Annotated in this window: 16 protein-coding genes; 5 read left to right on the top strand and 11 right to left on the bottom strand. The window is 55.1% G+C overall.

The window, feature by feature from the left end; translation table 11 throughout:
* Nucleotides 1-2 precede the first annotated feature (2 nt).
* Both AC2FIB_RS08530 and AC2FIB_RS08535 read left to right on the top strand, forming a co-directional pair.
* Nucleotides 3-1,385, top strand: coding sequence for a DUF1501 domain-containing protein (locus AC2FIB_RS08530; protein WP_496734771.1), 1,383 nt, complete (start codon nt 3-5; stop codon nt 1,383-1,385).
* Nucleotides 1,386-1,637: 252 nt separating this feature from the next.
* Entirely contained in the window at nt 1,638-2,174 is a 537-nt protein-coding gene (locus AC2FIB_RS08535; protein ID WP_496734772.1) for a TetR/AcrR family transcriptional regulator, read from the top strand.
* Between the two features lie 26 nt (nt 2,175-2,200).
* On the opposite strand, the gene AC2FIB_RS08540 is transcribed toward AC2FIB_RS08535, so the two are convergent.
* The 3 genes from AC2FIB_RS08540 to AC2FIB_RS08550 all read right to left on the bottom strand — a co-directional run bounded on the left by AC2FIB_RS08540 (nt 2,201) and on the right by AC2FIB_RS08550 (nt 5,369).
* On the bottom strand, nt 2,201-3,262 hold the full coding sequence (locus AC2FIB_RS08540; protein ID WP_496734774.1) for a 2Fe-2S iron-sulfur cluster-binding protein: 1,062 nt from the start codon (nt 3,260-3,262) through the stop codon (nt 2,201-2,203).
* 83 nt (nt 3,263-3,345) lie between these two features.
* Complete coding sequence (locus tag AC2FIB_RS08545; protein ID WP_496841936.1) at nt 3,346-4,221, bottom strand: ABC transporter six-transmembrane domain-containing protein; 876 nt, start codon at nt 4,219-4,221, stop codon at nt 3,346-3,348.
* Nucleotides 4,218-5,369, bottom strand: coding sequence for an aromatic ring-hydroxylating oxygenase subunit alpha (locus AC2FIB_RS08550; protein ID WP_496841937.1), 1,152 nt, complete (start codon nt 5,367-5,369; stop codon nt 4,218-4,220). The genes AC2FIB_RS08545 and AC2FIB_RS08550 overlap by 4 nt, the downstream gene beginning before the upstream one ends.
* Before the next feature lie 346 nt (nt 5,370-5,715).
* Between AC2FIB_RS08550 and AC2FIB_RS08555 the strand changes: the two genes are divergently transcribed.
* Nucleotides 5,716-6,627 (top strand): LysR family transcriptional regulator, encoded by a 912-nt coding sequence (locus AC2FIB_RS08555; RefSeq protein WP_496734780.1) that lies wholly within the window; start codon nt 5,716-5,718, stop codon nt 6,625-6,627.
* 28 nt (nt 6,628-6,655) lie between these two features.
* On the opposite strand, the gene AC2FIB_RS08560 is transcribed toward AC2FIB_RS08555, so the two are convergent.
* Nucleotides 6,656-7,234, bottom strand: coding sequence for a TetR/AcrR family transcriptional regulator (locus tag AC2FIB_RS08560; protein ID WP_496734781.1), 579 nt, complete (start codon nt 7,232-7,234; stop codon nt 6,656-6,658).
* 193 nt (nt 7,235-7,427) lie between these two features.
* Here AC2FIB_RS08560 and AC2FIB_RS08565 point away from each other — a divergent pair, with 193 nt between their 5' ends.
* Nucleotides 7,428-8,615, top strand: coding sequence for an aromatic ring-hydroxylating oxygenase subunit alpha (locus AC2FIB_RS08565; protein ID WP_496734783.1), 1,188 nt, complete (start codon nt 7,428-7,430; stop codon nt 8,613-8,615).
* 174 nt (nt 8,616-8,789) lie between these two features.
* Here the strand turns inward: AC2FIB_RS08565 and AC2FIB_RS08570 are convergent, their stop codons facing one another.
* A complete protein-coding gene (locus AC2FIB_RS08570; protein ID WP_496841938.1) occupies nt 8,790-10,340 on the bottom strand; it encodes a class I adenylate-forming enzyme family protein in 1,551 nt (516 codons plus the stop codon).
* A 108-nt stretch (nt 10,341-10,448) separates the two neighbouring features.
* Complete coding sequence (locus AC2FIB_RS08575) at nt 10,449-10,946, bottom strand: flavin reductase family protein (RefSeq protein ID WP_496734786.1); 498 nt, start codon at nt 10,944-10,946, stop codon at nt 10,449-10,451.
* Between the two features lie 186 nt (nt 10,947-11,132).
* Here AC2FIB_RS08575 and AC2FIB_RS08580 point away from each other — a divergent pair, with 186 nt between their 5' ends.
* Nucleotides 11,133-12,572: a coniferyl aldehyde dehydrogenase gene (locus tag AC2FIB_RS08580; RefSeq protein ID WP_496841939.1), complete on the top strand. Its 1,440-nt coding sequence runs from the start codon at nt 11,133-11,135 to the stop codon at nt 12,570-12,572.
* Nucleotides 12,573-12,683: 111 nt separating this feature from the next.
* On the opposite strand, the gene AC2FIB_RS08585 is transcribed toward AC2FIB_RS08580, so the two are convergent.
* The 5 genes from AC2FIB_RS08585 to AC2FIB_RS08605 all read right to left on the bottom strand — a co-directional run bounded on the left by AC2FIB_RS08585 (nt 12,684) and on the right by AC2FIB_RS08605 (nt 17,711).
* Nucleotides 12,684-13,385: an ABC transporter ATP-binding protein gene (locus tag AC2FIB_RS08585; RefSeq protein WP_496724825.1), complete on the bottom strand. Its 702-nt coding sequence runs from the start codon at nt 13,383-13,385 to the stop codon at nt 12,684-12,686.
* Nucleotides 13,385-14,149, bottom strand: coding sequence for an ABC transporter ATP-binding protein (locus tag AC2FIB_RS08590; protein WP_496734790.1), 765 nt, complete (start codon nt 14,147-14,149; stop codon nt 13,385-13,387). Before AC2FIB_RS08590 ends, AC2FIB_RS08585 begins: the two co-directional genes overlap by 1 nt.
* Entirely contained in the window at nt 14,146-15,432 is a 1,287-nt protein-coding gene (locus AC2FIB_RS08595) for a branched-chain amino acid ABC transporter permease (protein WP_496734792.1), read from the bottom strand. Before AC2FIB_RS08595 ends, AC2FIB_RS08590 begins: the two co-directional genes overlap by 4 nt.
* Complete coding sequence (locus tag AC2FIB_RS08600) at nt 15,429-16,385, bottom strand: branched-chain amino acid ABC transporter permease (RefSeq protein WP_496724831.1); 957 nt, start codon at nt 16,383-16,385, stop codon at nt 15,429-15,431. The genes AC2FIB_RS08595 and AC2FIB_RS08600 overlap by 4 nt, the downstream gene beginning before the upstream one ends.
* Nucleotides 16,386-16,466: 81 nt before the next feature.
* Nucleotides 16,467-17,711: a branched-chain amino acid ABC transporter substrate-binding protein gene (locus AC2FIB_RS08605; RefSeq protein WP_496734794.1), complete on the bottom strand. Its 1,245-nt coding sequence runs from the start codon at nt 17,709-17,711 to the stop codon at nt 16,467-16,469.
* Nucleotides 17,712-17,910: the final 199 nt, after the last annotated feature.

Consider the following 17,910-nt stretch of genomic DNA (forward strand, 5'->3'; position numbering starts at 1 on the left):
CCATGCTGACCAAATCCTTTACGCGACGGCAGTTTTTGGCCTCGACCGGTGTTGCCGCAACTGGCGCAATGATGGGTGCCGCCCTGCCCGGTTTGGCGCAGGCTGGATCGGGAATGATCAAGCCCGCCCGCAGGGCGCTTGTTTTTGTTATGTTGGATGGCGGCAATGACAGCTTTAATATGCTGGTACCAAATGACAAAATCGCGCACGGCCAATACTCGGAAACGCGGGCCAATCTTGCCCTTTCGCGAGGTGAGCTGCTGGACTTGGATACGCCCAAAGATCGGCTGGGCCGCCGCTTTGGCCTGCACCCGTCGATGCCCGAAATGGCCGAGCTGTTCGCTCAAAGGCGCCTCTCTTTTGTCGCCAATGTTGGGCCCTTGGTCGAACAGGTCCGGAAAGAGCAGTTCTATGACGGCTCGGCCGCACTCCCCCTGGGACTGCTGAGCCACGCGGACCAGTTCAAACACTGGCAAACCTCGCGCCCGGATCTGCGTGTGAACGACGGATGGTTCGGGTTCTTTGCTGATGACCTGCAGTCCTCAAAATCGGCGCACGAGATCGGAATGAACATCTCTTTGGCCGGAAACAACATTGCGCAGAACGGCAAGATCGACTTGCCATATTCAATCACAGACAAGGGCAGCGTCGGTCTGTATGTTAAAGAAGAGAAGAGCCCACTCAACGACCTGCTTTTGGACAGTTTCAACCGAATGATGAACGCCGATCAAAACGGCGATCCCTTCCGCGAGACATATCTGAACCTGACCCGCGACGCGCAGTCCAAACACGAGACGTTCAAATCAGCGACCCGCGGGATCAAGATACCCCGGTCCTTCCCGTCTTCGGACCTTGCACAGCAATTGCGCATGGTCGCCAAAACGATTGCCGCCTCGGACCGGCTGGGTCACGAGCAGCAAACGTTTTTTGTGCGCTATATCGGCTGGGACCATCATGATGAACTGTTGGCGAACCATGCCCGTATGCTGCGCGTTTTGTCCGAAGCGTTGGGAGCGTTTCAGGCAACGCTTGACGATATGGGCTTGGCGGATCGTGTTGTGACGTTCACGGGATCAGATTTCGGCCGGACGCTGACGTCGAATGGCAACGGTACGGATCATGGTTGGGGCGGCAATACCCTGGTTATGGGCAATGCTGTCAAAGGCGGGCAGATTCTGGGGGACTACCCCGAACTTGGCCTAGCCAGCGACAACGCGCTTGATGTGGGCGACGGCGTTTTGATCCCAACGACCTCGACCGATCAACTTTATGCTGACCTGTCTCTTTGGTTTGGTGTGCAACCGTCGGCATTGAACACTCTGTTCCCAAATCTTAATAGATTTGCGGATGTGGCAGGCGGAGAAAGGCTTGGGCTTTTCACCTAGGCCCACCGCCCCAAAACACTTCGCCCTACAGGGACGCTTGAACATCGCTTGCGTTAGGTTGCCTGCTGGAACGGCGGGCGATAGCTCAGAAAACGTTGAAGAGCGGTAGATATTTTGGAGTTAAATTGACTGTCAGTCTTGACAGTCAATCTCGACTAAGATATCTCTAAAATTCCGTTCTTACGTAAGGGTCATCGCATGGGTCGCCCCTCTGTACAAGATCAACGAAAAAAAGAAGTCCTCGATGCATTTATGTCGTGCGTCGTTCGCTACGGCGTCGAAGGGGCCACACTTGAACATATTGCGGCACAAGCCGGGCTGAAGCGCCCACTGATCCGCCATCATCTTGGCAACCGCAAAGCAATGGTTCTGGCGCTAGGTGAGCATGTCGTCGAAACGTTCAGCAAACAGACCGAAACATTGCGCGTTGCGCTGGCCGAGAATCCCGATGTCCGCAATCTGATCGAGGCCCTGTTCAACTCTGACGGTGAGATGGATCCGCGGATCAACATTTGTTATCAGGCGCTCGTAAACTCGATTGAGATTTATCCAGAACTTCGCAAACCGTTGCTGGAATCGATGGAGGCCTTTTACAAGGTCGCGATAGATATCGTTCTTGCCTCACACCCAAAAGCCGACAAACAAGCCTGCGAGATCGTCGCGCACGGAATCATAAACCTTTTTATCACCACGGATGCTTTCATTCCGCTTAAACCACCAAAAACATGGGGTTATTCGTCCTATTTCGCTGCGCTGAAATTGGCTGAAACATTGGAAGAAAAAACCTGACAGCGACGGCCCGGCCAACGGCCGGGTTAATCGTAACTAACCGCAAGCTTGTCTGTCGTGGCAACCGCCTGGCAAGACAGGACCGCACCTTTCGCGATCTCATTATCATCCAAAGCGGTTCGCGCCCGCATATGAACTGCGCCCTTATTCACCTGACACCGGCACGCGCCGCAGACCCCAGACTGGCAGGAATATGGCGGCTCCAACCCCGCCTGTTGTGCAGCTTGTAAGATCGTCTGACCGGATGCCATCTGAACCGATTGTCGCTGACCGTTCAGCGTTATGTCCACAACAGCATCAACGCCCTTGATACTGTCATCGGTCTCTTGCACGCCGCCGTAGCTTTCCATGTGAATCCGATTGGCGGGCACATCCAAAGACATAAGCGCGTCTTTGACCGCTTTGTTCATCCCGCCGGGACCACAGATGTAGTACTGGGCATTCTGGGCATAAGGCGGATTTTCTGTGATCAGCGCCTCGATCGCATCCTTGTCGATGACACCCCGGCGCCAATAAGCGAAACTGGACCACATTGAGGGTTTGGAAAGAAGGTGATGCACCGTCAGGCGTTCAGAAAAAGCCTGCTGGTATGCGGCAAACTCATCTTTGAACAGGATACTGTCCGCGTTCGCATTACCATAGGCCAGATGTGCAACCGACCAAGGTTCGGCCAAAAGCACGGACTGAAGCATGGAATGCAACGGGGTGATGCCACCGCCAGCCCCAAAGAAGTAGTGTGTGCGCCGTTCCTCCGGGTCTGTATCCAGACAAAAACTGCCAAATGGCGGCATGACGTCGATCACATCACCCTTTTGAACCGTATCGTTGATATGGTTGCTGACGAGCCCCTTTTTCACCCGTTTGACCGTGATACGCAGCGGATCCCCTGAGACGGGCGAAGACGAGATCGAATAGCTTCTGCGCAGCTCTTCACCCTTGATCCAAAAGCGAAGGGTCAGGTGCTGACCGGCACGCCAGGCAAAGTCTTGGGCCAGGTGTGGCGGCACGTCGAACATGACGGATTTGGCCTGCCCGCCGATCTCACTACGCGTTTCAAGCACCTCAAGCGGGTGAAAAACTCTGGTCATTTGAGCCCCCGAAATTCGTGCCGTGCGAAAGGGCAGGATGTGTGATGATACCCGATATGGGACGGGTGTTTGAATTAAACGTATTAGGCATTGGCACCCTGTTTCGATGCCGGTGCGTTGATCCGCTCGGTGATCTCGGACAAGCGCGCGAGGCTTTGCAGGACCATCGGTAAAATCACGACCGATTGCACAAACTCGAACGAATAGGTAACAACCGAGAAGATCTGCCCTGCCGTCGCCCCGCTTTGCGTCGCCGCAAACCACAGGTTGAAGGCCAGCATGCTGAGCAAGACAGCAAAAATCGCAGCATAGACAAGTGCCTCGGAATCCGACAACCGAACCTCATGCGTGCGCAATCGGAACAAGTGCTGGCCGATCTTTTTCAGATCCATGCTTTGCAACGCAGTCACCTGTCTTTCTGACTGGTGGTTCAACAGCCCATTCAGGCGGAAGAAGCGACGCGAAAACAGGGTAAAGATGATCAGGATAATCACAGCAGCGGCCCCTGCGGCGGTGGCAAGTGCCCCGTGAAAGGACATCAGAATACCAACCGAGACCAGAACCTGCACGACTGCACCCATCGATTCAGGGGCCTCATTCTCCAGAAAATCAACCAACTCGCGGGCCATCAGTACCCGCGCATTTAGCACCGAGACCTCGCGCCCCGCATCCCGTTTGGCCTGCGCCTTACCCAATTCGACGCGGATCGTGCCATAGGCCCGCGTGTCGTAAACACGCCGCAACGTCGACACAACCAGCAGCGCTGCCATCGCAACACCGAAATGGATGAACGACTTGTAGTCCCCATTCGACAGGCCGTCGATCGAATAGCCGATCAACAGGGGAAGGAAGATAAACAACCCCGTTTCAACCAGGGTCAGACCCCAAGTCGTTGCGATTTTTGTGCGGAAGACCCGCAGCAAGGTCGCAATCGACAACCGGTCGTCGGGGTTGATCATTCTTCTTGCAACCAATCGCGAACGACCCTTTGGTGTTGAACCACGGGGCTTTCCCCAACGGCGGCTGGACCAACTTCGAAATAAGGCGAGGTCAGGGATTTCTGTTGCTGTTCACAGGCATAGATGTCCTCTTGCGTGAAATCGCCCGAGGCCATCGGATCGTTTTCATCATACGCATCATCACCTTCATATTTGCCTTTGATGCCAAAATTGTTCCAGAAGGACGCCGACCGGGTGGCCTGTTTCGAAAACTCCCAGCCCGATGCATTGGCAACACGCGTCCGGTTCAGAATCCGCGTCCTGTCCGGAGCAAGCGGGGTAATGATAAAGACGTTCCATACGTCCTCGGACGCGCCAATTCCGACCCCCGGAAACAGCATCGGCACCCATGCACCATTCTGATCTTCGGGAACGACCCGCGGCATCTGAAGCTTTTTGTTCTGATCTTTGGCGAACTCTGCGACCGGCGGTTCCCAAAAGATGTAGTGCGGCCCATACCAACCATATTGCGCATTGGCGTGGTCATACATCTGTAAGGTGTTCGAATGCAGGTGGCTCAGATGGTAGACGTCGATGTAGTTCTCGACGACGATCTTCCAGTTGGCCTTGATCTCATAGGTGTTGGATGTGTCCTCGTGCTCCACCAGCTCTTCTGGCACGTGCGGCCCGACTTTGTCGTCCACATCGCCGAACCATTTCATGATCGAGCCTGCGTTCGGGTCGGGATGCACAAACAACATACCCTTCCAGATATCGACCGAAGCAGGCTTCAGGCCAAGGCAGGATTTGTCGACGGACTTATATTCGCGATGCTCATCCGGGACCGAGATCAGGTTGCCTTCTAGATCATAGGTCCAGTCGTGATAGGGGCAGGTTAGCGCTTTTTGGGTCTTTCCCACGGCGCGGATCAATTGGGTGCCCCTATGTCTGCAGATATTGTGGAAGGCCCGCAGCCTGCGATCCCTTCCCATGACGATGAACAAGTTGTTCAATCCCGCCTGAACCGAAAGATAATGGCCTGGCTCGGGCAAATCTTCCATAAAACCAACAAAACGCCATGTTTTTGAGAATATCTCTCGCTGTTCTCGGTCGAACCACTCCTGCGATGTATACGCCTCTGCAGGTAACTCATGGTACATTTGCGGCATGCTGTCCCCTCCTAGGGCCGTCGTCTTCACGGTTGGCAAGCTGATCAATTTGACCTCGGCAATTGTGCTTAACACCTGCCGGATTTTACGTTGTTTCGAAGCGAAATAGGCAAACGAATTCTTGCTGTCAACTGTGACAACCTAAAAAGCACGACCACAACACCAACCTTGACCAATCTTGCATAAGTTCGAACAGCACTAGGGCGGCCCGTTTGCGACCCTCGGGCGTGGCAATTGCGAAGCTCAACCGAGCTGACAGTCTTCGCAAATAACGGTGAATAAGTACGCTTGAATAGACCGCAAATGACTGCAAGATACTGAGACGATTCATGAGCAGACTGCATAGATGGTAACGCCACGCCGCCTCTTCCCCTCGATCTCATCACTCCGCGCCCTTGAGGCGTTGGATCGCTTAGGCTCGGCTTCTGCGGTCGCTGATGAGCTTGCCCTGACCCAAAGTGCCGTCAGCCGTCAATTGCAAACACTGGAAGCCCAGCTAGGTGTCGATCTGATCCGTCGGGATCGCAAACGCCTGCTGCTGACGCCGGTTGCGCAGGAATATGTTGCCGAGGTTCGGCAAGGCCTGAACCAGATCGCTCAGGCCTCGCTAAAGCTGCACATGGCTCCTATTGGTGGCACTTTGAACCTTGCGATTTTGCCGACGTTCGGAATGCGGTGGCTAGTGCCCAGATTACCCGAATTTGCCCGAATGCACCCGGAAATAACCATCAACATGTCGACCCGCCTGCGTCCGTTCAGTTTCACCGCTGAACCCTTCGACGCGGCGCTGCATTTTGGAGAACCCGATTGGCCCGGCACGGATCGGCTGCTGCTGCGAGTGGAAAGTGTATTGCCGGTTTGCGCGCCATCCTTGCTGCCCAAAGGCGCGCCGTCATCACCGCGAGATCTGCTGAAACTCCCATTGCTGCACATCCAGACCCGGCCCCACGCCTGGCAAGAATGGTTCAGCCATATGGGGACAAGCCATCCCGACGCGTTGCCCGGAACGATTTACGATCAATACACAACGATCAATCAGGCGGCGGTTCACGGTCTTGGCGTTGCGTTGTTGCCCAATTATTTGATCGAACAGGACCTCGCGACAGGCAAACTGATCGCAGCCTTCCCGGACGCGGTTGAGATGATGGGCGCCTACTATCTTGTTTGGCCTAAAACCAAGTCGGACGACCCGTCGCTGCGCAGCTTTCGTCACTGGCTGTCCACGCAGGCCCAAACCGAAGAGGGTCTGCCGCGCTGAGGTCGTCGGATGCGACCCGACTTGGCAATTACAAAGTTTCCGTCAGCAATGAAGCCGCCCGCTTCAATTCGGCGCGCCAAGCGGACGGCGCATCAAGTGCGGCCAGTGAATCGAGGGACAGGAAGATCGTTGAAATGCCCTGCGCCACGGCCTTCACCCGTTCTGGTATGGCGTCGGGCGACACGCGAGCAAGGAACTTCTCAAGAACCGCCACAAAACGTGCCAGGACTTCCAGCAACGCCTCCGCAAGTTCGGGATGATCCCCGACTGATGCGGATAACCCCTGCCACGCAGCAGCAAGCCGTGGGTCGATCTCTTCATCTTCGGCAAATAGGATTTCCAAGAGCTGATCGCCTGTTTCGATCTGTGTAAGATGACAATCCAACTCCAATGTCAGATTGTTGAACGCGTCTGCGACATGCTGATTTAGCGCACCAATCATCTGGTCACAATTGCCAAGGTAGTGCCGTAACAAAGGTCGCTTCACACCCGCCTCGGCCGCGACACGCTCTTGAGTGGCGCCATCAAGCCCGTACCGGGCCACGCAGGTCATATAGGCATCAAGGATTTCTTCTGACCGTTGCGGTTTTAAGCTCGGGCGCGGCATAGCGTTTCCAGTCTCTTCATCAGGCTCAGGACAAAAGCCCTTGAAATCGTGATTATCCGCAGTTTTTGCGGCCAATTTCTTCCAAATCGTCTAATTTAGTGAACGATCACTTTTCATTGACATATGCCGCGCTCAAGGTTACCTGTCAACGTTGACAGCAATGAAAACTTAGCAGCCATTTGTGAGATCCTTCATGCAACAGCCGAACCAAATGCCAGAGGTCGCCACCCAGGAATTGCCTTCTGAAGCCTACACATCAGATGAATGGCTGGCGCAGGAAAACAAGAAACTGTTTTCGGGCAGCTGGGTGTTTGCTGGCGTCGAGTCAAAGGTTGCCAATGCGGGCGATTACATGACGGCCAAGGCAGGGCACTTTACCTTGGTCGTAATCCGCGGAAACGACGGCGAACTGCGGGCGTTCCACAACATTTGTCGCCATCGCGGAACCGAATTGCTGGACCGCGGCTGCGGAAATGCGGGCAAAACGATCGTGTGCCCCTATCACTCGTGGACTTTTGGCCTGGATGGCGCGCTGCGTGGCATCCCTGACCAGAAGGCCTGTTTCCCGGACATCAACAAAAAAGAAAACGGCCTGCACAGAGCTTCGGTCGCGGTGTTCAAGGGCATTGTCTTTGCCAATCCCGAACCCGATCAGGACCTGTCCGATTGGCTCAGCGGATTGGAAGATGTCGTCTGGCCGCACGACATCACCAGCCCTGAACTGATATCTTACGGCGAACCTGTAACCTATGAAATGCAGTGCAACTGGAAAGTGTTCTTCGAGAATGCGATCGACGGATACCATCTGGCCTATCTGCACAAGAACACCCTTGGCGGCCCAACTCAGGACAAGAACATCTGGGACCCTTATGGTGACAATCAGGTTTGGTACTCGACCGAGAATGAAACCGTGCGTTCGCGTGTTCCGAATTTCGTGTCTACGCGCATGGACAAATGGAACGCGAAGAAAATCCCGCATGCAGAGAAAGAAGGCTATGGCGGCGTCTACATGTTGTTCCCGACGACCCTGATCGTGGCAAGCCCCTGGTCTTTTTCGATATCTGTGATGGAACCTGTAAGCGCCGGTGTGACACGGTTGCATGCTTATGTCTGGGCCGCAAAATCATGGATGTCGAGCCGCGGATCCGTCAAGGATATCCCAGGCTATGACAAAGTATCCGGCATGATCAAAAGCTCGCACTGGAAAGTGCATCCGCTGGAAACGCAAGACTTCCAGACCGAGGATGTATATGTCGTCGAGAAAATGCAGCGTGCGATGATGTCGCCCAAATACACGGTCGGCAAAATGGCCTCTGGTCCTGGGGCGGAATCTCCGCTGACCTACTTTCAGAGATCCGTACTGCGGCACATAGAGGCGTAGGTACACGCGGCAAGCGATAGAGATTTCACCGGGTCGCTTGCCCAACCGAATGGCCTGCATCATTTGAGTTGGGCCATTGAAACGAAGAGGCTTGACCGCATTTCAACGATCAAGCCTCACACTGTTTTTCGAACTTTCATCCCCTGACCATGAGCATTCAGTCAGGAACGGTGCTTAAGCCGCACCGCTTTGATCGTCGCGGCAGCAAATCTCGATGATTTCGCGCTTTTGAATTTTGCCGGTCGGTCCTTTGGGCAATGCGTCCCAAATCTCGATATCTTTCGGGATTTTGAAGTTGGCAATCTTACCCCGGCAGTACTCACGCAGTTCTGCGCCACTAACAGCCGTATCAGAGTTCAGGGTGACAACGGCATGAATCCGATCCCCCCATTTCGGATCCGGCAGGCCGAACACACTGACTTCGTCGACTGCATCATGTTCAGCCAGACAGTTTTCGACCTCGACCGGGAACACGTTATAGCCGCCGGACTTGATGCGGAACTTTGCCCGGTCCTTGAGTTGGACGTAGCCCTCTGCATCGATAACAGCGATATCCCCGGTATGCAGCCAACCATCGCGGACGGTTTCCGAATACTCTACCGCCTGATTCCAATAGCCCGGGATCACGTAAGGCGAGTGAATCAGCAGCTCACCTGCCTCACCGCTGGGAAGGTCATTGCCCTGCTCGTCAACGACACGGACGTCCACGTAGAAAAGTGGCCGGCCCGCGCTTTCGAGACAATTGTGCCCGTCTTTCAAAGCGCGCTCATGATCCGTTGCGGTCAACATCATGCCCATGCCCATCAGCTCGGTCGTGCCAAACATCTGCAAGAACTTGCACCCGAAAGCCTTGAGCGCATCGCGCACTGTCGCGGATGGAATTGGCGCAGACCCATACCCCAGCTGCCGGATCGACGAGCAATTGTATTGCGTAATCAGGCCGGAAGACAGCAGGTCGTTCAGCATCGTTGGAACCAGAACGCAGATCGTCGCCTGCTCACAGTCAATAAGCTTTAGCGCCGTTTCAGCATCCCATTCGCCGACAATGGCACATTTGGTGCCGTGGAACATGTTACGCAGCAGGTGAATGATCGGAACGCCCGATGCCGGCATCGCGTGCAACCATACATCGTCCGGACCCGCACCTTCCGTCAGGGCGATTACACCCATCGACTCGATCATCAACGCGTGAGGATAGATCGCACCTTTCGGCAAACCGGTTGAACCGGTGGTGTAGCAGATCATCAATTGCTCATGCGGGGTATCGGTGAAGGCCCCGCGATCAGATGCTGATGCGATAAGGGTTTCATAGTCCCGCTCCAACGCATGTTGGGAACCGACCCCTACCAGCACCGGCTGGCGCTTGCTGAAGGTCAACGCGTCTTGGGCGATTGCAATTTTCGTGTCCTGCACGATCAGAACATCCAAGCCCGCGTCGTCAATCAGCGCGCCGATTTCGCGCGGGGCAAGGCGATAGTTCAGACCCACTCGAATCGCACCGGCCTTGGCGCAAGCACCTATGGTTTCCGCAACCTCTATGCAGTCAGGCAGGATCACCCCAACCCGATCACCTTTGCGGACATCCAGCGACCGCAACGCATGTGCCAGCGCATCTGTTCGCTGGCCTAACTCGCGCCAACTGCGACGGCGGTCCAGTTCCACATAAGCATCTTGATCCCCAAAGCGGTCTGCGTTTCGGTCGATCAGCTGTCCAAGCGTCGGCATTGGTGTCTCCTCTCGGGCATCATCACGGCAAGTTTTCAGTTACGTGATAGTCGTTTTTTGGTGGCGTGGGGCGTGCGGAGTCTGGTGAAATTTCACTTTGACCCTGCATCAGCCTTCCAGCGGTGTGAGTTTGTGAAATCCCTTGCGCCCATAAATAAGCGCCGACTTTTCCGGGTTTAGGTGAACTTCTTTCACCATACCGAAGAACACCGCATGTGTCTTCGTATTTGCCCAGTTGTCGACCACGCATTCAAAGGACACGACGGACTCTTTCAAAACAGGCAGACCCAGATCTCCTTTGATCCATGTCCCGGCTATCTGGAACTGTTGTTCCTTGTCCATTTTCGACGAAAAGGCACCGACAACTTCGGTCATGTCATCAGGTATGAGGTTTACGGCAAACTTTCGGCTGTCCATCACGACGCCATATGTTCGCGCTGTTCGGTTGATGCAAACTAGCAAAGCTGGCGGATCGGCGGTTAGCGAACATACCGCCGTCGCCGCCATTCCAGCGCGTGAATCTGCGAATTCTGAAGTGATGATGGTCGTTGAGGCCGCCAGCAACTGCATGCCGGTCTTGAACCTGTCTTCTGTGGTCAGGGTCATACTGCGCTCTTGCTAATTAGTGAACGATCACTTACCTTCCACATCGCCGGACAAATGTCAACGCAGACTTCGCAGCCCGGCGGTAAAGAAACAAAACCCGACCCCTGTGACCAAGGGGGCAGAACGGGCACACAGACCAACAGGAAGGCGGTTGCGCACCGCAAAACCAACCGCAGGAGACGCGTATTGAATCAGCATAGCCCCAACCCCGCCGAGAGCCTCGCGACGCTTTTGGAGACACAAAAAGCCCACCAGGCCGAACATGGCGCGCCAAACGCGGCTGAACGCAAGGATCGCATCACGCGGTTAGTCGACCTGGTACTGGATAATCGCGATGCCATGATTGACGCGATCTCGTCCGATTTTGGCAATCGGTCACAACATGAAACAATCGCAGCCGACATCGTTGGCACGGTAAAACAGTTAAAATTCGCGCGGGACAACCTTGATCGTTGGATGCGCCCTGAGAAGGCAAAAGTCGAGTTTCCCCTGGGATTGCTGGGCGCGCGCGGTCGCATCCATTATCAACCCCTGGGTGTCATTGGGATTGTCAGCCCCTGGAACTTTCCGATCTATCTGGCCATTGGCCCTATGGCCGAGGCCTTTGCGGCCGGCAACTCGGTCATGCTGAAGCCGTCAGAGTTCACACCCCGCACATCCGACCTTTTGAAGTCGCTGATAGAAGCAAACTTCGCCCTGCACGAAGCCGTGGTTGTGACCGGTGGCGTCGACGTCGCACAGGCGTTCACTGCCCTTCCTTTTGACCACCTGCTATTTACCGGCGCCAGCACCATTGGCCCGCACGTCCTTCGCGCAGCAGCTGAACATATGGTGCCGACGACGCTGGAACTTGGAGGCAAGAACCCCGCCATCATCGCCCCCAGCGCAGATATGAAACTTGCGGTCGCCCGGATCGCCGCGGGCAAAGGATTCAATGCGGGTCAGGTTTGCCTGGCACCGGACTATGTCTTGGTCCCACGCGCAAAGATGGAAGAATTCGCCACCCAGCTTGCGGCAAAACTTGCCGAGGCCTTCCCGACTCTGTCCGGCAACCCGGATGTCACCCATATCGTGACCGACCGCCAATTCGAGCGGCTCAAGGGCCTTGTGGAGCAGGCACGCTCGGCAGGGGCGCGGGTCGTTCAGGTCAATCCCGCCAACGAAGATCTCTCAGCCACGAATGAGAAAATTCTGCCCCCGACACTGATCGTCGACGCCGATCCGGCGCTGGACGTCATGCAGGATGAAATCTTTGGGCCAATCCTGCCAATCCTGCCTTACGACTCGTTGGATCAGGCCATTAGCTTTGCCAACACCCGTCCGCGCCCTCTGGCGGCTTACGTATTTGCTAAAGACACGGGCGAGCAGGAGCAGGTGATGGAAAGCACCATTTCCGGCGGAGCGTGCATCAACGAAACCATCATGCATTCGACCCAGAACACCCTGCCCTTTGGCGGTGTCGGGAATAGTGGCATGGGCGCTTATCACGGCCTGCACGGCTTCAAACGGTTCAGCCACGCAAAGGCTATTTTCAAGCAGATCAACATGGACGGCGTCTTCAAGGCTCTTCGCCCGCCCTATGGCGAGAAGTTCTTTAAGACAATGGCACCGTTCCTGAAAAAATAATCTGGTGCACCAAAAAAGAAGGGAACTCCGCATTTACGAAGTTCCCTTCAATCTTTTTGCGGTATTGCTGACAGCGCGACTTACTATGGGCAAGGTGCCTGCGGCACAGCCTCAGACCTCCAGCCATTCCTTCCGGATTTCGTCATTTTCGCGCAATGCCTGCGGGGTGCCTTCGTAAACCATGTGCCCGTGACCCATGACGTAAACCCGGTTGGTCACACGCAAAGCGATAGTCAGCTTTTGCTCGACCAACAGGATCGAGACGCCACGCTCGGCAATCTGCAGCAGCAGATCCCCCACTTGCTCAACAATCTTCGGGGCCAGACCTTCGGTCGGTTCGTCGATCATGATGAAATCGGGATTGCCCATCAAAGCGCGACAGATGGTCAGCATTTGCTTTTCGCCGCCCGACATGACCGAGGCATCCACATCCGCACGGTTGCGCAAGTTGGGAAACATCTCAAACATGTCCTCGATACACCAGCGGCCATCGCCGTCCTTTTGGCCCGGCTTCAGCCCCAGTATCAGGTTTTGGCGCGTTGTGAGACCGGGAAAGATATCCCGGTTTTCGGGCACGTAGCCAATCCCGGCCTTGGCAATCTCAAAGCTCTTGCGACCAGCGATCTCCTGGCCGCGGAACTTGATCGACCCATGTGGCGCGACCTCGCCCATGATCGCCTTGCAGGTGGTTGACCGCCCAACCCCGTTGCGCCCCAGCAGCGAGACGATTTCGCCCTCGCCCACTTCAAGGTTCACCCCCTGAAGAATGTGACTTTTTCCGTAATATGCGTGCAAGTCGGTGACCTGAAGCATTACACCGCCTCCTCTTCCAAACTTGCGCCCAAATAGGCTTCTTTCACTTTCACCGATGCACGCACGACGTCCGGCGTGTCGGATTCGATCACTTCGCCATATACAAGGACCGAGATCTTGTCCGCCAAATCGAAGATCACGCCCATGTCGTGCTCGACGATCAATAGTGTCTTATCCTCGGTCACGTTGCGTATCAGATCGACGATCAGGTCAGTTTCTGAATGGCTCATCCCGGCGCAGGGTTCGTCCAGCAGAATGATATCGGCTCCGCCAGCGATCGTGATCCCAATCTCAAGCGCGCGCTGTTCGGCATAAGCTAGCGTGCCTGCCAGTTCATTCCGGCGCGCGGTCAGATTGATCTGTGCCAGAATACCCTCAGCCTTTTCAGTCACATCCTGCTGCCGACCAATCATGTGCCAAAACGAATAGCGATACCCCATTGTCCACAACAACCCGCAACGAATGTTTTCGAACACGGTCATGTTGGGAAAAATGTTGGTGATCTGGAAAGATCGGCTGAGACCACGGCGGTTGATCTCGAAGGGCTTCAATCCGGTGACATCTTCGCCGTGCAGAAACACCCCGCCCGAGGTCGGCGCGAACCGCCCGGTGATCAGGTTGAACAGGGTCGACTTCCCGGCCCCGTTTGGCCCAATGACCGCATGGCGTTCACCTTTTGCGATCTGCAGGTTCACACCCTGAATGATCTTAGCCAGACCAAAACTTTTTTCGAGGTTTCTTAGCTCGATAGCAGGAGCGCTCATGCCCGGTCCTCCGCATGGTTCGCATTGTCCCAGGCTTCACGGATTTCCGGCAAAACGCGGGACACAAGGAATAGTGAGATCGCGGCGATGATTACTGCAAAGGCTATGGCTTGGTAGCCACCACTGTCAAAGGCAATGCCATAAAGGTGCATCTCGTGATCGCCACCGTATCCGTGGCGCTTGTGGAAGAGAATTTCCAGAATGGCGGCCAGGGACAAGACACTCGTGATCGCGGGGATTGCCACCTTGAGATACGGCTTGATCAGCAATTTCAGTTTACCTAGGGCAAGTGGTCGTCGATGCATCGCGATCAACCCGGCAAAACCAGACGGGAAGAACATCACACAGGCCACGAACAATATGCCCAGATACAGCGCCCACAATTCGGTATGCAGGCCAAGAACCGTTTGAAGCAAGGTGAACACGACCGCCCCGATGATCGGCCCGACAAAGAAGCCGGCACCACCAATGAAGGTGATCAGTAGGATCGAGCCTGACGTTGCAAGGTTCAGGTTTTCCTCGGTCAGAATTTCAAAGTTGATCGCGAACAATGACCCGGCAACACCGGCAAAGAAGCCCGAAGCGCAGAAGGAAATCCAGCGTACGTTGCGCTGGGAATACCCCAGAAACTCGGCGCGTTCTTCGTTGTCACGTACTGCGTTGGCGATCCGCCCGATTGGCGTGCGCGAGAACAGATACATCAGCAGCGCTGCCACCAAAAGCCACACGACCGTAAGGTAATAGACCTCTTGCTGTGTAAGGAACTCATATCCGAACACTGGCGGACCCATGGTCCGGTCGCCCGAGATGCCTTCTTCGCCGCCAAAAAACACCACGATGATGACAGAACAGGCGGCGATCAGCTCTCCGACACCAAGCGAGATCATGGCGAATACAGTGCCTGCCCGACGGGTCGAAAAACTACCTATCAGGAAGGCGAAGACCATGCCGAACAAGCCTCCGACTACCGGAAGAAACGGCAAAGGCAACCATAGCCCGTCCTCGACCATGTTCATCACGTGCATGGCGAAGAACCCGCCAAGGCCCATATAGACCGCATGACCGAAGGACAGCATCCCGCCCTGTCCCAGCAACATGTTGTAACTCAGCGCGAAGACGATGGTGATTGCCATCTGGTTCATGATCGTCAGTGCCGAACTGGATTGGAACACAAATGGCAGGCACAACAGGAACAAAGCGGCAAAAGCCCAGGGCATCACGTTTGATAGCGATATCAGCCGCGTAGTGCCCGCAGTTAAAGGCGTTTTACTAGCGATACTCATGATTCACGGTTCCCCATAAGACCCTGCGGGCGCAGAACAAGAACGATGATCATCAACAGGTACGGCAAGATCGGGCCAAGCTGAGGCAGCGTCAGTGTCCAAAGGTCCTGCAGCGGATGATCCCAGATCATCTCTGGCTTGGTAAAGCCGATCGCGGTCAGCACCTGTTCAGCCGTGACGTCATAGGCGGTGGCAAAGGTCTGAAGCCAGCCGATAATCAGGGATGCAACCAAGGCGCCCCAAAGCGAACCCAAACCGCCGATCACGATGGTCACGAAAACGATTGAACCAAGCTGTACCGCCATGCCAGGGAATACGCCCAGAACCGGACCAGCGATGACGCCGGCCAGCCCGGCCATCGCGGTTCCTACGCCAAACACGCACATAAAGACCAACGGTACGTTATGACCCAGGTTCTGCACGGTTTCGGGATAGCTGAGCGCAGCCTGAATGGTCATGCCTATACGGGTCTTGGTCAGAATGTATAGCAGCGTCAGGAATATCCCCATCGCAACGGCGATCATGAAAACCTTGTAGGCAGGAAAGGCATTTCCAGCGATGGCGAAAGCGGCAAAATCCAGCGCGGCAGGTTCCGAGAATGGAAGCTGGCTCTTGCCCCAGAAGAATTGAATCGTTTCTTCAATCAGCAGCGCAAGACCAAAGGTAAAGATAAGCTCCGGCACATGCCCGTACTTGTGAACTCGTCTTAACCCGTATCGCTCGATCAAAGCTCCGATCAAACCGACAATCAATGGCGCGACAAGCAAGCCGACCCAGAACCCGGTGACGAGGCTGATCTGATAGGCGAAATAGGCACCCAGCATGTAAAAACTGGCATGAGCAAAGTTCAGAACGCCCATCATGGAAAAGATCAGTGTCAGACCGCTGCATAGCATGAACAGCAACAAACCAGTCACAAATCCATCCAACACGTTCACGAGGAACAGCGCCATTACGTGTCTCCCTGCATTTTATTGAGTGGTAGCCTGGGGGCCCGCCCGGAATTCGGACGGACCACCAGAGTGGTTAGAGGGTTATGGGCGTTTCATCTCGCACGTGGTGGGCGAGTCATTGGACGCCAGTTCGACTACCGTTTCTGCAACCATACCACGGCCAGAATTGTCATAGTCGAACGCAGCCTCGGGTGTCTGCCCTTGCACGGTCACGGTCTGGATCGTCTGGTGATCGCTTTCACGCATCAAGGTCTTGCCAGTGACAATACTGTCGTATTCCATACCTTCCAGCGCGTAGGCGATCGCCTTGATATCCGTGGCGTTGCCAACTTCGTTGATCGCGGCTGCCAGCATCGGTGCGACATTCGCCATCTGAGGCTGACCAAAGTCCAGATCCGGGAAGCTTACATAGAAGGCTTCGATGAACTCCTGCGCTTCAGGTGTTGGGGCCGGATTGACCTGACCTGCTCCGACCAGCTTGACGATACCGTCGCCTTCTTCACCAAAGGCCGCGGTGATGCCTGAGGTCGCGCCATAGTAGGTGTAGATCGGCTTGTCGAAACCGGCACCCATAACCGCTTTTCCCAGGCCGACCATATCGCCACCCCAGTTACCGGTGATCACGGCATCTGCGCCCGAACCAACAATCTTGCGCGCGTAGGGCGTGAAGTCTTTGACTTTGCCGATCGGGTGCAACTCGTTCCCGACAATCTCAATATCGGGGCGCTTTTCCTGAAGGAAACGCTGAGCGGCCGCAGCAACAGCTTTACCGAACGAATAGTCCTGACCGATCACATAGACTTTTTTAATATCCGGGTTGGCTGCAATGTCATCGGTCAACGCGTCCATTTTGATGTCAGCATTGGCGTCAAAGCGGAAATGCCAGAACTGGCACTTGTCATTGGTCAACGCCGGGTCAACGGCCGAGTGGTTGAGGAAGATAACCGGATCATCAGGATTGCGACGATTGTGCTTGGCAACGGCTTCGGTCAGCGCGTTCGCCACACCGGATGATGCGCCCTGAGCGATGATGCGAATGCCCTGATCCATGGCAACCTGCAACTGGATGAGAGATTCCTTTGCGCTGATCTTATTGTCGAAAGGCACCATCTCAAATTCGGCATTGCCATCCAACAGCCCGCCAGGTTCGTTCACCAGCTCTTTGACGCTGTGGCGATAGATTGCCAGGCCTTGTGTGCCCGTCGTCGCAAATGGCCCGGATAGCGGATCAATGAAAGCGATTCGTACTTTTTCCTGTGCCGCAGCGGCCCCTGCAACAAGACCAGCAGCAAGTGCGGTCGCCATCATCAAATTGAACTTGTTCATTTCTTCCTCCCTATTGACACCAGGCGGTAGGTTTCAGCCCGTTGTAAGATCCACACGAGGGTGAGTGATCGATCACTATATTCATGACTGTTTGTTAGTGTGTCAACGAATTACTGACGTAATTTGGAACTTCTGGACATTCGTGAAACAAAATCGGCAATGCGCCGTCACATCGCCCAATTTCATCTCGCCTAGAGTG

It is taken from the genome of Ruegeria sp. YTSA072 (genome assembly GCF_059610285.1).